Annotated in this window: 11 protein-coding genes; 6 read left to right on the forward strand and 5 right to left on the reverse strand. The window is 63.7% G+C overall.

Features of this window, described 5'->3' with window-relative positions; all coding sequences use genetic code 11:
• Positions 1-12 precede the first annotated feature (12 nt).
• From HU144_RS03170 to HU144_RS03180, 3 genes are all read right to left on the reverse strand, one after another.
• The gene (locus HU144_RS03170; protein ID WP_235350104.1) at positions 13-1026 is read right to left on the reverse strand and encodes an ABC transporter substrate-binding protein; all 1014 of its coding nucleotides are present in this window, start codon (positions 1024-1026) and stop codon (positions 13-15) included.
• Positions 1027-1104: 78 nt separating this feature from the next.
• On the reverse strand, positions 1105-2964 hold the full coding sequence (locus HU144_RS03175; protein ID WP_235350105.1) for a siderophore-interacting protein: 1860 nt from the start codon (positions 2962-2964) through the stop codon (positions 1105-1107).
• Between the two features lie 204 nt (positions 2965-3168).
• Positions 3169-3819: a TetR/AcrR family transcriptional regulator gene (locus HU144_RS03180; protein ID WP_235350106.1), complete on the reverse strand. Its 651-nt coding sequence runs from the start codon at positions 3817-3819 to the stop codon at positions 3169-3171.
• 196 nt (positions 3820-4015) lie between these two features.
• Here HU144_RS03180 and HU144_RS03185 point away from each other — a divergent pair, with 196 nt between their 5' ends.
• The 6 genes from HU144_RS03185 (at position 4016) to HU144_RS03210 (ending at position 10358) form a co-directional block, all read left to right on the forward strand.
• Positions 4016-4576 carry a YqeB family protein gene (locus HU144_RS03185; protein ID WP_235350107.1) on the forward strand — a complete coding sequence of 187 codons (561 nt, stop codon included), beginning with the start codon at positions 4016-4018 and terminating at the stop codon, positions 4574-4576.
• A 133-nt stretch (positions 4577-4709) separates the two neighbouring features.
• Entirely contained in the window at positions 4710-5816 is a 1107-nt protein-coding gene (pdhA, locus tag HU144_RS03190) for a pyruvate dehydrogenase (acetyl-transferring) E1 component subunit alpha (protein ID WP_235350108.1), read from the forward strand.
• Positions 5813-6832: an alpha-ketoacid dehydrogenase subunit beta gene (locus HU144_RS03195; protein WP_235350109.1), complete on the forward strand. Its 1020-nt coding sequence runs from the start codon at positions 5813-5815 to the stop codon at positions 6830-6832. The genes pdhA and HU144_RS03195 overlap by 4 nt, the downstream gene beginning before the upstream one ends.
• Positions 6832-8394, forward strand: coding sequence for a dihydrolipoamide acetyltransferase family protein (locus tag HU144_RS03200; RefSeq protein WP_235350110.1), 1563 nt, complete (start codon positions 6832-6834; stop codon positions 8392-8394). The genes HU144_RS03195 and HU144_RS03200 overlap by 1 nt, the downstream gene beginning before the upstream one ends.
• Before the next feature lie 114 nt (positions 8395-8508).
• Positions 8509-8859 carry a DUF3311 domain-containing protein gene (locus HU144_RS03205; protein ID WP_235350111.1) on the forward strand — a complete coding sequence of 117 codons (351 nt, stop codon included), beginning with the start codon at positions 8509-8511 and terminating at the stop codon, positions 8857-8859.
• Entirely contained in the window at positions 8856-10358 is a 1503-nt protein-coding gene (locus tag HU144_RS03210) for a sodium:solute symporter family protein (protein ID WP_235350112.1), read from the forward strand. The genes HU144_RS03205 and HU144_RS03210 overlap by 4 nt, the downstream gene beginning before the upstream one ends.
• A 418-nt stretch (positions 10359-10776) precedes the next feature.
• Here HU144_RS03210 and HU144_RS03215 read toward each other — a convergent pair whose 3' ends face one another.
• Together HU144_RS03215 and HU144_RS03220 are read right to left on the reverse strand one after the other, a co-directional pair.
• Positions 10777-11403, reverse strand: coding sequence for a DUF4238 domain-containing protein (locus HU144_RS03215; RefSeq protein ID WP_235350113.1), 627 nt, complete (start codon positions 11401-11403; stop codon positions 10777-10779).
• Between the two features lie 145 nt (positions 11404-11548).
• Positions 11549-13180, reverse strand: a complete 1632-nt coding sequence (locus HU144_RS03220; protein WP_235350114.1) for an amidohydrolase — start codon at positions 13178-13180, stop codon at positions 11549-11551.
• Positions 13181-13307 lie beyond the last annotated feature (127 nt).

The raw sequence follows: 13307 nt of genomic DNA on the forward strand, positions 1-13307 counted from the left end.
TGATCCTCGGGCTTAGCCCTTCTGGTAGTCCCGGATCGCCTTCTCGGCCATCTCGACCCCGTACTTCGCATCGGCGTATCCGGCGATCGTGGCCTTGCCGTGCGGGTAGACGTGACCGGCCTTGACCGCAGGCAGATCCTTGAAGACCGCCGATGCCATCATCGCCTTCGTCAGTTCGTCGTACTCTCCGCGCATATTCGAGGTGACGAAGATGATGTCGGCATCGGACAGGCTCTTGTCGAGGACCTCGATCGAGATCTGTGCCTCCGGTTCTTTGATCCCCGACCTATTTCCGCCCTGACTGGCTTTCGCGTACTTCTTGATAGACGCATCCTCTTTGGCCGACCAGTCGAATCCGAGCGGTGTGAACAGGGAGCCGACCATGTTCTGACTGCCCCACAGGTAGGCGGAGTTGTCTTCGTAGGAGGAGACGACTCCGAGCTTCGCACCCTTGGTGACGTCGCCGTACTCCTCTGCGATCTCCTTCTGCTCCGCCTGGAAATCAGCAGAGAGCTTCTCGAGCTCATCGGTCTGGTTGACGGCATCGGCAACCTCTCCGACTCGTTGCTGCCAGTCAGCCCGGTCGCCGCCGCGCAGCGTGAATTGGTAGACCGGTGCGATCTCCTCCATCTGCTTGATCATGTCCGGCTCATAGATGTTGGGGGCGAGGATGAGGTCGGGAGAGGCCTCGGCGAGCTTCTCCAGGTCGGGCTCCTCCTGGGCCACGATCGGAATGCCGCCGAGTTGGTCGACCCACTCCTCGGGGACTGCGGGGTCCTGGAACTCACCCTGCCCGACAGGTGGAAGCTCAAGGTCCATGAGGGTCTCGGTCGCGGCATAGTGCAGGCTCGCGACGCTCTTCGGATCGGCGGGGACTTCAACCTCGGCACCACTGGAATCAGTGACAGTCCGGGTCTCGGACTCCCCCGAGGCCTCGGCGTCACCACCGCCGCTCGAGCACCCGGCCGGGAGCCCGAGGCTCGCTACTGAAGCGATCACAGCTGTGGCGATGCGATTGAGTTTCATGTGTTCCTTTCAACGTCGAGCCGGCGGCTCGCGGCTGATGAACCCTCCTGGTCAGAGGAAAGAGTGAGGTGAGAGCGCTTAAGATCTTCGGGCGATGACAGCACGGCGGAAGCGCCCGAAGCCCCACCCGATGTCGACGACCTCGACCGACTCGGCCCCGAGCTCGGTAAGGCAGATACGGACCTCGTGGCTGGTCCACGATGAGTTGCCGGTCGTTGCGAAAGTGGCGACGAGCTCCTCGGCCTGGTGGTCATCGACCTCTGCGTCGTCGGTGAAGGGCTCGACGATCACGAGGCTGCGACTGGATGCGAGGATTCGCGTCAGGAGTGAGCTCGCGTCCGCTCGTGACAGGCCAGTCAACCCCGCAAGCACGAGGGTGGTGTCGACGACGGGCCAGGACTGCTCGCCTGCATGGGCGCGGAGCCCCGGGGTGTGGAGACTGCGCGCCGGGGTGTGGATGCTGCGTCCGGTCTCCGGTGCCCTGCGTGTGAGGGCCGCGGCGATCTCGGCTCCGGCGTCACCGGCCAGGGCGATGCTCGAGGCAGTGGCGATGGGGTCGAGATCGAGGATGATGTCGAGGACGTACTGCAGATGCTCGAGTGTGCGGTTTCGGTGAGCGGCGTCGAGATCGGCGTCGACGGCCCGCCGTTCCGCCCAGACGAGGGCTTCTCTCGCCGAGGTGGCTGTGGCCCTGGACCTGCCACCGCCCCTGAGGAGGTCGAGGAGGTTGACGATCGAGAACAGATCCCGCACCGCTGGATCGTCGAGGTTGAGTCCGTCCCCGGCCCCGTCGCCGATGAGCACGGCCCCGGCCTGCGTGTTGCGGTAGGTCTCGCCCTCGCGTTCGAGGAGGCCGAGTGCACACATTGCGGTGAGGACAACGCGTGCACCATCGGCATCGATGCCCGCCTGGGCGGCGATCGCCTCGGCGGTGGCGGCTCCCCCTGCAATGAGATCGCCGATGCCGAGGGTGACTGCGATGCGGGTGATGATCGGGGGCAGGATCTCGGTCATCTCGTGAACGTCGCTGACGACGTTCTGGCTGCTTTCGGGGGCATCTGGGGAACCGACGGATTCGTCCGCGGCAACCTCGGCATTCTCGTGCCCTGTGACCTCGGAGTCCTTCACGGCGGAGACCTTGCGCCAGTAACCGAGAACCTCGACGTCTTCCTTGGGCAGTCCGAGGTCACGTCGCAGGTGACGCCGGATGGGTGCAACGGTCAGCGCCTCGCCTGCGCACCACGCGTATGTTCGGCCTGCCGGCAGGTCGACGTTCTGGACGGCTTCGTACAAGAGGGTGGACTCCCCCGGCGGGGTGGAGCCCCGGACCAGCCAGTCGATCTCGACTTCGGCGGCGGTGGGGATCTGCTGAATGTCTTCGGCGGTAGGAACTTCGACGATGATGTGTCCACGCGTGCCGGCAGGAGCATCTTCAAGCCAGCGGCCGACAGCAGGCAGTGCGGTCTCGTCAGCGACGAGCAGATGGAAGTCGATCCCTTCGCTGATGCCGGCACAGGTTTTCGGGCCAGCGAACTTCAGCGAGTCCCCGACGGCGGCGCTGAAGGCCCAGTCGGAGGCGAGCCCCGATTCGTGCCGGACGACATCGAAGGCGAAGGAGTCGGCGTCCGGATCGACGCTTCGAACCGTGTAGTCGCGGGTGAAGTTCAGCGCCTCACGGTTCCAGTTGAAACGAAACTCTCCCTGCTCGCCTACGTCGAGGGATTCAGTTTCGGGTGTCGGGATGACGAGTTTCACGTGATCGTCGAAGCCCTCGGAGCGGAATTGCGGCCGCGGCATCCCGTTCACCATGCCCACCGACAAGTCTTCGCCTGCCACTGTCAGGCGTCGCATGTGCGGCGTGATGTCCGTGATGTCCGTGACTTCCACCTCGCGCAGGATGATCGGCAATACCTGCATGGGCCTGGAAGTTCGCGGCATGGATTCAGCTCCGAGGGTCTCTTGACGGATGAAACGTCGAGACCAGGAGTTCGCCACTTCAAGCAAGCGTGTCAACCGCCTGAGGCATACGATTGCTCCCACCGTCTCAAAGGTCAGCCTAACCTTAGTCGCCGTCGGTCGACAAGCGGATCTATTCAGAACCGCCTGAGGCCAGCATCGCCGCCGGAAGGCGCCGAGGCGGCCCTACGCTGGGCGCAACGTCTTCCTGACCGCCCGGATCGTCAGATCAAGAGCGGCCGCGCGATTGCCCGGGTCGCGACTGCCGGAGCGTGAACTCACGTCATAGAGATGCCCCGAGCCGATCGTCAGGAAGACGTACATCGCCGCCCAAACGACCGGCACGTCCTCAGCGATTGAGCCGTCGGCCTGCCCCCTGCGGATGATCGCTTCGACCGGGTCTCCATCGCCCGAGTCGCTTTCACCCATCATGTCGCCGTCGCCAGTCGATTCGACCCTGAGCTCAGCGCGCCGCTCACGCTCGAGCTCGTCGAAGACATCGTCGGTGATGATCGGAATGTCGGCGAACAGGAGCGTGAGGACATCGGGAACGGTGAACAGCTGCACGCAGACCCGTTCGACGGCGTCGAGCCCGAGGCCAACCTGCGGGCGAGCGCCCAGCAGTGCGTCGGTGAACATGCGAGCCCCCTGTCGGGCCACCTCAGCGATCAGGGCCTCCCGGTCACCGAAGCGCCGGTAGAGAGTCGTGCGCCCGACGCCGGTGGCACTCGCGATCTCGGACATCGACGCCCCCGAATTCTCGGCGAGCACAGCCATGGCCTCCGTGACCAGGGCATCTCTCCGCAGCTGACGCATACCGCCATTCACCTCATCCATCAACGCCCCACTCCTTCGACTGATCGTCCTCTGCTGCCAATCATGCCCGAACACAGTGCCCGTGGAACACTACTGTACCGTTTTGGTACAGTAGTGTTCCGTCCAGTTTCTTGACAGCTCATCCTCGTCATCGACACTGACACGATCGCCCGACGATTCACCACCGAACGTCACCACAGCAAGGTTCGGAGAGACCATGGCAGACAGGGAACCCAACACCGACCGCAAATCGACACCCAGCGCCTCCGGGCCGACAGGCGCCTCGACAACGAGCGCCACCAACGGCAGCGCCGCCTCGGTGTTCGCCCTCGGCAGGGCCGATATCGTCGTCATCGGCGCCATCTGCGTCGGGGTCGGCATCGCCCTTGGCTTCTTCCTTCCCGCGCTGGGCGCGTTCGCGGCGAAATTCCCGATCCCCTTCGGAGACGTAGTCGAGAAGCTCAGCCAATTCGACCAGGCATGGGTGGTCATAGCTCGCCCGATCGTCGGTGCGGTTCTCGGCGCAATTGCCACGTTTGTCATTACCGCCTCGACCACACCACTGCACATCAGCAACGACGAGATCATCATCGGCCGGCCCGATGATCATCCGCTGAGGATCTCCCGAGCCTCGTTCTCCACCGCCTATTTCGACGGGAACGACCTGACGATTCTCACCGAGGGCGGGCATCAGGCATACAAGGGTGACGTCGAAGGGAAGAAGGACAAGGTCGCCGAGGCGTTCACCTCGCGCGGCTACCGGTGGGGCGAGATCTGAGTCCGGGCCAAACGTCCCTCCGCTCGCGCGGCAACCGAACACTTCGTCCACTGTTCCCAAGACAATCGGCACCCCCGTCCGGACCTGCCGGCAGACCCTGGATCGGTGACTCGGCTCACGCCACCATGGGGCCATGACCATTGACGTTCCCACCTCTCACCGTTCATTGCCCCAGCTGCAGCCAGTCAGCTTCATCGGTGCAGACGGCCAGCCCACCGATGTTCCCACCGATGGGCTGAGGATCCCGAGCGATCGCACCCTCCTGGGTCTCTACCAGAAGATGGTGCAGGTCCGACGGTTCGAGGCTCAGGTCACCCACCTGACCAGGCAGGGGCGACTCGCGACCTACCCGTCCGCCGCCGGCCAGGAAGCCATCGAAGTCGGAGCCACCACCGCACTGGCACCGAATGACTGGCTGTTCCCCACCTATCGCGATTCCGCGTCACTGCTGACCCGCGGCGTTCCCGTGACCGAGATCCTCTCCGCCTTCCGCGGCGACTGGCACTGCGGATTCGACCCGAACGAATATCACACCTCACCCGCGGCGACACCGCTGGCAACGCAGACTCTGCACGCGACCGGCTACGCCATGGCCGCCAAGCTCAAGGGCGAAGACGCCTGCACCCTGACCTTCCTCGGCGACGGTGCCAGCAGTGAGGGTGACACCCATGAGGCCTTCAACTTCGCCTCGGTATGGCAGACCCCGACCGTCTTCGTGCTGGCGAACAACCAGTATGCGATCTCGACTCCGCTGCGTGAACAGTCGAATGCGACGATGCTCGCCGACCGCGCCGCCGGATACGGAATGCCCGGCATACGGGTCGACGGCAACGACATCGCCGCCGTGTTCGCCGCCGTCACGGCAGCCCTCGAACGCGCCCGCAACGGCGAGGGCCCGACCCTCATTGAGTGCCTGACCTACCGGATGGAGTCGCACACGAACTCCGACGATCCCACGAAGTACCGTGACGCCGAGGAGGTCGAGCATTGGAAGCAGTTCGATCCCATCGATCGCCTCGAAAAGCACCTGCGCACAGCCGGGGTCCTCGATGACGCGACCGCCGCAGAGATCACGGCGAGCGCCGAAGAGCTTGCCACCTCCGTCCGTGACGCCATGAATACCGATGCCGAGGTCGATCCGAGCGAACTCTTCGCCTACGTCTATGCGAACCCGCGCGCGAACCTTGCCACACAGCAGGAGAAGCTCGAGGCCGAGCTGGCAACGGCGGCACAGCCATGACCGTCACCACTGCCACCACGGCAGAAGACGTTCCGACGCCAGTTTCGGTGACGATGACCAAGGCGCTCAACCAGGCCCTGCGCGACAGCCTGAGCGACGACGAGAACGTCCTGGTCTTCGGTGAGGACGTCGGCCGCCTCGGCGGGGTATTCCGTGTCACCGAGGGCCTGCGGAAGGAATTCGGTCCCGAACGCGTCTGGGATTCTCCGCTGGCGGAGTCCGGGATCGTCGGCACCGCGATCGGCATGGCGATGGCCGGGATGCGCCCGGTCGTCGAGATGCAGTTCGACGCCTACGCCTACCCCGCGTTCGAGCAGATCGTGTCCCACGTGGCGAAGATGCGCAACCGCACGAAGGGCAAGGTCAGCCTGCCGTTGACGATCCGAATTCCCTACGCGGGCGATATCGGCGGCGTCGAGCACCACTCCGATTCGTCCGAGGCCTATTGGTGTTCGACCCCGGGCCTCACCGTCGTCACCCCGTCGAACCCGGCCGATGCCTATTCCCTGCTGCGCGAATCCATCGCCTCCGAGGATCCGGTGATCTTCATGGAGCCGAAGTCGCGGTACTGGATGAAGGACGAGCTCAGCTTGCCCGTGCAGACCGCGCCGATGGATCGAGCCCAGGTTGTACGCGTTGGGTCGGACGTGACTCTTCTGGCCTACGGACCCACCGTGCGCACCGCCCTGGCCGCGGCCGAGGAAGGCGCCGAGCACGGACTGTCGATCGAGGTCATCGACCTGCGGTCGCTCTCACCCTTCGACGATGAGACCGTGTCCACATCGGTGCGCAAGACGTCCCGTGCCGCGATCATCCATGAGGCCGCCCAGTTCGGAGGCTACGGCGCCGAGGTGGCCGCCCGGGTCACCGAAGCCAACTTCACCCATCTGTCTGCCCCGATCCTGCGGATCACCGGATTTGATGTGCCCTACCCGTCCCCGAAGCTCGAGGAGTACTTCTTGCCGACCGCCGAACGCATTCTCGATGCTCTCGAATCCTGGGATTGGGAGCTGTGATGAGTGCCGAGACGAGTGTGTCCGGTGCTGCCGATACTGGGAATTCCCCACGCACGACGAACGCCCGCGATTTCATCCTCCCCGACCTGGGCGAAGGACTGACCGAGGCCGAGCTCATCAGCTGGCTGGTCAATGTCGGCGACGAGGTCCACGTCGACCAGATGGTCGTCGAGGTCGAGTCCGCCAAGTCCGTCGTCGAGCTGCCGTGTCCGTTCGCCGGTCGGATCGAAGCACTGCACGCGAACGCCGGTGACACCGTATCCGCCGGTCAGCCCCTGCTCTCCGTCGCCGAGGCGGGTGCTGGTTCGAGTGCGAACACGGACTCTGGTGCCGGGCCGAGTGCGGACGTGGACTCCGGTGCCGGCCCTGTCTCGAACGAGGCATCAGTTTCGGCGGCAGAGACTGACAGCGGCGGTGCGAACCTCATCGGCTACGGCACGTCCGAGCCCAAAGCACGGTCGACGAAGCAGCGGTCATTCGGTGCGAAGCGCGGTGGGGCGACGAGCAGTGAGGCGACAGCGCCCTCAGCTGCGAAACCGTCCTCACCGGGCCCGACGACACCACCGTCGGCGGCCACTCCCCCGGCCTCCGATTCCGAGCCCGCAGTCAACGCTGCTGCCGAACCCCCAGTCGAGGCGCCGACCTCTCCGGTGTCCTCTCCCATCGTTCGCAAGCTTGCGAAGGACAATGGACTCAGTGCCAAACATCTCCTTGGCACCGGATCTGGCGGCATTGTCACCAGGGCAGATGTGCTCAAAGCCATCGAATCAGGCCCGGCGACTCCGGTCGCGAACAATGCCGCCCTGGCCAGTGGCGACCACGTCGGCACCACCGCCTCGGCGAGCGTGGCCCATTCCGGGGAATCTGCCGACCGCGATACCCGGACCCCGATCACGGGACTGCGCAAGGTCGTTTCCGAACGACTGTCGAAATCGCGACAGGAGATTCCCGAGGCCACTATCTGGCTCGACGTCGACGCCACCGACCTGCTCAATACGAAACGTACCCTCGAGGCCCGCACCGGTGAGAAGTACTCCCTGCTTTCACTCGTGTCCAGATTCGTCGTCGCCGGCCTGAAAAAGTTCCCGATCATCAACTCCTCGATCGACACCGCGGCCAACGAGATCGTCACCCACGGAGACATCAACCTGGGCCTGGCCGCGCAGACCCCGCGTGGCCTCATGGTTCCAGTCGTGCACGGTGCCGATCAGATGAGCCTGCGGAAGTTGCGCGACTCCGTATCCGAGACCGTCGGCAAGGCTTCGACAGGCAAGTTCAGCTCTCAGGAGCTCACCGGCGGCACGTTCACGCTCAACAACTACGGTGTGTTCGGAGTCGATGGCTCTGCGCCGATCATCAACCTGCCTGAGGTCGCGATGCTCGGCCTGGGACGGATCAAGGACCGCCCCTGGATCGTCGACGGCGAGCTCACCGTTCGCAAGGTGATGTACCTGTCATTCGTCTTCGACCACCGCGCCTGCGACGGTGCCGAGCCGAGCCAGTTCCTCACCTTCGTCGCCGACTGCATCGAGAACCCGATCTCGCTGTTGCCGGAGCTGTGACGACGGCCCGCCGATTCCACATTTCGGACTGATCTCCACCTTCCGTGACACGCACCACTAGCCTGGCGCAGGCCGCTCACCTGCGGTGTCCATTCGAAGAGGAAGAGGTCGCCCATGTCGGGAGTTCACGATTCACCACCGCCGTCGAGGCCACCTCGGCGGCGGTACTCATTGCTGCTCCTCATCATTCCCGTCGTGGGCTACCTCCTGACGCCCTTCGTCGCCAATTCGATCGAGCCACGCATCTTCGGGATGCCGTTCATCCTCACCTACACGATCGTCGTCACGATCCTCACCTGGTTCTTCGTGTGGATGGCCGCCCGGGGTGATCACTACTACCGCGGTGACAAGGCCGAATACGTCCCAGCCGATGTTGCCTTCGGTGAGGATCACCCGATCGGGGAGGCCGCAGAGACGGCCTCAGCAGACGCAGCCTCCGCAGACGGATCGGAGGCCGAGAAATGAGCACCTCAGCGATCATCGCCTGCATCATCTTCGGCATTGCCATGCTCGCGACCATCGGCATCGGCATCTGGTCGGGCCGCGGGCGTGAGAAGTCACTCGACGAATGGTCAGTCTCCGGACGCGGACTCGGGTTCGTCTTCATCCTCCTGCTCATGGCAGGAGAGACCTATACGAGCTTCTCGTTCCTCGGCACAGCCGGCTGGTCGTATTCCTATGGTGTGCCGATCCTCTACCTCATCGGCTATCTCAGCGTCGGACTCGTCGTCGCCTACCTCGTCGGCCCGCTGTTCTGGACCTATGCGGCCAGGCACAAGCTCGTCAGCCTCTCCGACATCGTCGAGCACCGCTTCCGCTCGCGGGGTCTGGCGATCCTTGTCGCCGTGCTCGCGACCGTGTTCATCGTTCCCTACATCCAGCTGCAGATCCAGGGCATGGGTGCCGTCGTCAACGCCATGAGCTTTGGGGCGATCGACCTCAAGGTCGCCGCCATCATCTCCTTCATCGTCGCCGAGGCGTTCATCCTCTTCTCCGGTCTGCGCGGTTCCGCGTGGGTCAGCGCCCTCAAGGACGGCCTCGTCATCCTCGCCGTCGCCTTCCTCGCCATCTACGTGCCGCTGCACTACTTCGACGGGTTGGGTGAGCTGCTCGATAAGCTCGTGGTTGAGAAGTCGCAGTGGCTGACGTTCCCCGGTGCAGGTGAGGGGACGTATGGAAGCGCCTGGTTCATCTCGACGATCATCCTCAACGGGATCACGATCACCGTCTTCCCCACCTCGATCGCCGGATACCTGTCGGGTACCTCGGCGAACACCCTGCGCCGCAATTCCATCATCCTGCCCTGGTACCAGTTGCTGCTCCTCGTGCCGATGATGGTCGGCGTCGCCGCGCTCTTCGTCATTCCCGCCCTCAAGGACACGGATCTGGCGCTGTTCTCCGTAGTCATCGACTCGCTGCCGGCCCCACTTGTCGCCGTCATCGGAGTCGCGGGTGCACTGTCAGCCATCGTGCCGATGAGCGTGTACATGCTCTCGATCGGTTCGATGTGGGGTCGCACGGTTCTCGGCGGCGGGCTGTCCGGCCCGAAGAGCTCCGCGTCGATGACGAAGGAACAGCTGGCCGCACGTGGTCTGCGGCAGAAGACGCTGTCCCAGTGGGTGTGCCTCATCGTCGGTGTGATTGCGCTGGTGATGAGCCTGCTCATGCCCGACGCCCTCGTCGAGCTCTCCGTGCTCAGCTACGAGGGTCTGGCACAGGTCGTGCCCGCCGCGCTGCTCGCACTCTACTGGCCGCGGATGAGCAAACAGGCCGCTGCCGCCGGCCTCATCGTCGGCTCGGTGACCATGGTGGCCCTGCACTACACGGGCCACGATCCGCTGTTGGGCATCAACGGCGGCCTGTGGGCAATCGCGGTCAACCTCATCATCGTCGTCATCGTCACCCTGGCCAAGCCGGACCCGCGGTGGGTTCCGGCAGCGCAGCGAGCGAAGGTGAACGTCTGAGACGTGCTGACTCAGCCCCGGAGTAAGTCAACAGTTGCCGTCCGGAACACTGTCGACTCGATCAAAGTCGAAATTGGCTCCAGAAGTTCGAATCGCAGACGACTGTGGATCGGGCAGCGGGCTTGGAAGTAGGTGCTCGTCGTCTGGGTGGAAATAGAGCCATTCTGAACTATTGCGGGCTGTGCTGAAATTGAGCAGCTTCGCCATGGCGGTACTGGCAGGCGCCTCGAGGTCGTATTTCCCTAGAGCCACTTGATCGAAAGTTGTATTCTGCGCAACAGTATCGATATCACCGTAAAGTATGGCGTCTCGTCTGCTGAGGGGAAACGAGACCCCCACGCTGTACGAAAACCTACGCCTTGAAGTGGTTCGAGGAGTTCTTCTCCCCTTGGGATAAGCCCAACAGGCGAATCAGACGTCAACAATGAACGCCTTCAAACCGAACGTGCAAAATGGGTCGACCGACGAGATAGGTCCAGAGTTCTTCGACTATTTCGCTTAACTGGGAGATGTGTTCGGCAGGAGAGACCCTTGTTGGAGGTCCACCGGGTCTCGTTGCCTCATCCCAGATCTGCTGGATCGTCTCCTCTGAAGCGTTTGTCAGCCCCAGGTTCTCTTCTGCCCATGATGCCGTCTGATGCCGCCCGCCAAACCCAACTTCAAGGCGAATCATTTCTGCACGGATAGATTCCATGGAACGACGTTGATTTGGGCTCCGGGCGTATTGCAATGCTGAAAAAAATGCGAGTTCACTGCGTTGTCCGGGGGAGAGTGACCTTATGCCTTGGCCTGAGGCTTGGGCAATAACTTTTGCGGCGCTGCTTTCGACCTTGGAGAGCACTTTCTCAAAAGCGTCTGTACCCTCGGGGTGCCCTGGCAAGGAATGAAAGTCATTGACGGATGCCGCCTTGCGCACCACCTGTGTGAACACCTTTCTACTTTGAAGATTCGCGCTGCCGATCTTTCCGTCCCTCGCGAAATTCCTCAAGTAGAACTGCGGCACAAAATGATGCCGACGTGCCTCATTGCCCTTCGCCGGAGGCATCCCGTTCGCCTGCATGTTTCGCCCCAATTACTCTCTGTCTGATCTAACCGAAACAGCGCCCCAACACACCAACGACTAGTGACGATCATCCTACGACGGATTAGCCTGGTGCCGCCGAACTGATAGTAGAGAACAATGCATAGGTTCAGGGTGCGCCCCGGTACACCTCATCACCACCGACATACGTCGCGCGCACGTCGATGTCCGCAATTCCGTGGGGGTCGATGGTCAGTGGGTTGTCTCCGAGGACGGTGAAGTCGGCGAGGTATCCCGGCGCCAGTCTGCCCTTGTAGGACTCCTCCCCTGAAGCCTCGGCGGATCCGAGAGTGAAGATCGACAGCGCCTCGGCTGCTGTGACCTTCTGCGAGGCTCCGACGGTGACCCCGTCGTCGACGCCGGTCCTCGTCACCAGCGACTGCAGTCCGAACAGCGGCTGGTAGGGCCCGCACGGATAGTCCGATGATCCTGCCACCGTGACCCCAGCGTCGAGGAACGAGCGGTGCGCGAACATCCGCTCCGTCCTCGCCTCGCCGTACCAGGAGTTCAGCGCCGAACCGTGATAGCCGGGATATCCGGCGAAGGGGACAGCAATGGCGCCGAGGCGGTTCATCCGCCCCAGGATGTCGTCGTCGATGAGGCTGCAGTGTTCGATCCGGTGCCGCAGACCCGGGCGCGGGATCCGGGCAGCAACGTCGTCGAAGGCGTCGAGGACGAGGCGGATCGCGGCGTCGCCGTTGGCGTGGACGCCGATGCGGTTGCCGTCGGTATGGACGCGTTCGACGTTGGCTCGCAGCTCATCGGTCGAAGTGGTCTGCACGCCCTGATAGTTCGGGTCGGTGAATGGTTCGGAGAGCAGGCAGGTCCGCCCGCCGATCGCTCCGTCGAGGAAGGCTTTGACGCCGATGAGCTTGAGCCGATCATCGCCGAAACCGCTGCCGATTCCGAGCTCGGCGGCCTTGTCATAGTGGTCGATGGACAGAAGCATGCCGATGCGCAGGCCGAGTGCATCGTCGGCGCGCAATGCTGAGAGGATGCCGATGTCCTGGGGGCTGATGAGTGCGTCGCAGATCGAGGTCAGGCCTGCGGCATTCCACTTCGCGATCGTCCGCGCGGCACCGAGCTCCAGGTCCTCGACCGTGTCCCCGGGAATGAAACGGTCCCCGCGGGCTGTGGCCGGCATGAGGACGTTCATCAGCGCCCGTTCGATGAGCTTGCCATTGAGCCGACCGTCGGAATAGCGGTCATAGCGGCCGCCGTCCGGGTCGGGTGAGGACTCGTCGATGCCGAGGAATCGCAGTCCGGCGGAATTGACCACGCCCCAGTGCCCCGCGACGTGGTTGACGATCACCGGGACCTCTGGTGCGATCCGGTCGAGTTCGTCGCGGAGGACGATACCGGTCTTCTCATCGTCGTAGCGGCTGCCCTTGACCCATGTCCTCGCCGAGGTTGTCCCCACCTCGGCGGCGATCGTGTCCAAGAGGGTGGGAACGTCTCCCACCGCTGCATGGGACAGGTCGAGGTGGAGGGCGTCGCCGGCGGTCATGGCCAGGTGGATGTGGGCGTCGTTGAGGCCGGGGATGATGGTCGAGTCACCGAAGTCGAGCACCTCGGCGGTGGGGAATCTGTCGCGCAGTTCAGTCAGCGTTCCGCTCGCGCTGATGATCTCACCGGTGATCGCGAAGGCCTCCGGTTCGAGAGCCGAGCTGGCGCCTGGCCGCGTCCGCGCCTGCGACACGATCGAGTTCGCCCGCACGATCGTGGGTGTTCTCTCCTCCATAGGAAACTCCGTCCTTGCAGCTCGTATAGGTGCGGCCATGGTGCCACGTCCAGCCGTGCCGTGCCCGGCCGACTCGGAGCCTGAGACTCTCGTTCAACGTTGAGTCAGGTTTTCACTGCGAGGCACC

It is taken from the genome of Brevibacterium sp. UCMA 11752, from assembly GCF_021532235.1.
Classification (GTDB): Bacteria; Actinomycetota; Actinomycetes; order Actinomycetales; family Brevibacteriaceae; genus Brevibacterium; species Brevibacterium antiquum.

Excerpts from the sequence above, each read along its gene's own strand:
- HU144_RS03170 (WP_235350104.1), bottom strand. The coding sequence starts at position 1,026 with ATGAAACTCAATCGCATCGCCACAGCTGTGATCGCTTCAGTAGCGAGC.
- HU144_RS03185 (WP_235350107.1), top strand. The coding sequence starts at position 4,016 with ATGGCAGACAGGGAACCCAACACCGACCGCAAATCGACACCCAGCGCC.
- HU144_RS03175 (WP_235350105.1), bottom strand. The coding sequence starts at position 2,964 with ATGCCGCGAACTTCCAGGCCCATGCAGGTATTGCCGATCATCCTGCGC.
- HU144_RS03215 (WP_235350113.1), bottom strand. The coding sequence starts at position 11,403 with ATGCCTCCGGCGAAGGGCAATGAGGCACGTCGGCATCATTTTGTGCCG.
- HU144_RS03200 (WP_235350110.1), top strand. The coding sequence starts at position 6,832 with ATGAGTGCCGAGACGAGTGTGTCCGGTGCTGCCGATACTGGGAATTCC.
- pdhA (WP_235350108.1), top strand. The coding sequence starts at position 4,710 with ATGACCATTGACGTTCCCACCTCTCACCGTTCATTGCCCCAGCTGCAG.
- HU144_RS03195 (WP_235350109.1), top strand. The coding sequence starts at position 5,813 with ATGACCGTCACCACTGCCACCACGGCAGAAGACGTTCCGACGCCAGTT.
- HU144_RS03205 (WP_235350111.1), top strand. The coding sequence starts at position 8,509 with ATGTCGGGAGTTCACGATTCACCACCGCCGTCGAGGCCACCTCGGCGG.
- HU144_RS03180 (WP_235350106.1), bottom strand. The coding sequence starts at position 3,819 with ATGGATGAGGTGAATGGCGGTATGCGTCAGCTGCGGAGAGATGCCCTG.
- HU144_RS03210 (WP_235350112.1), top strand. The coding sequence starts at position 8,856 with ATGAGCACCTCAGCGATCATCGCCTGCATCATCTTCGGCATTGCCATG.
- HU144_RS03220 (WP_235350114.1), bottom strand. The coding sequence starts at position 13,180 with ATGGAGGAGAGAACACCCACGATCGTGCGGGCGAACTCGATCGTGTCG.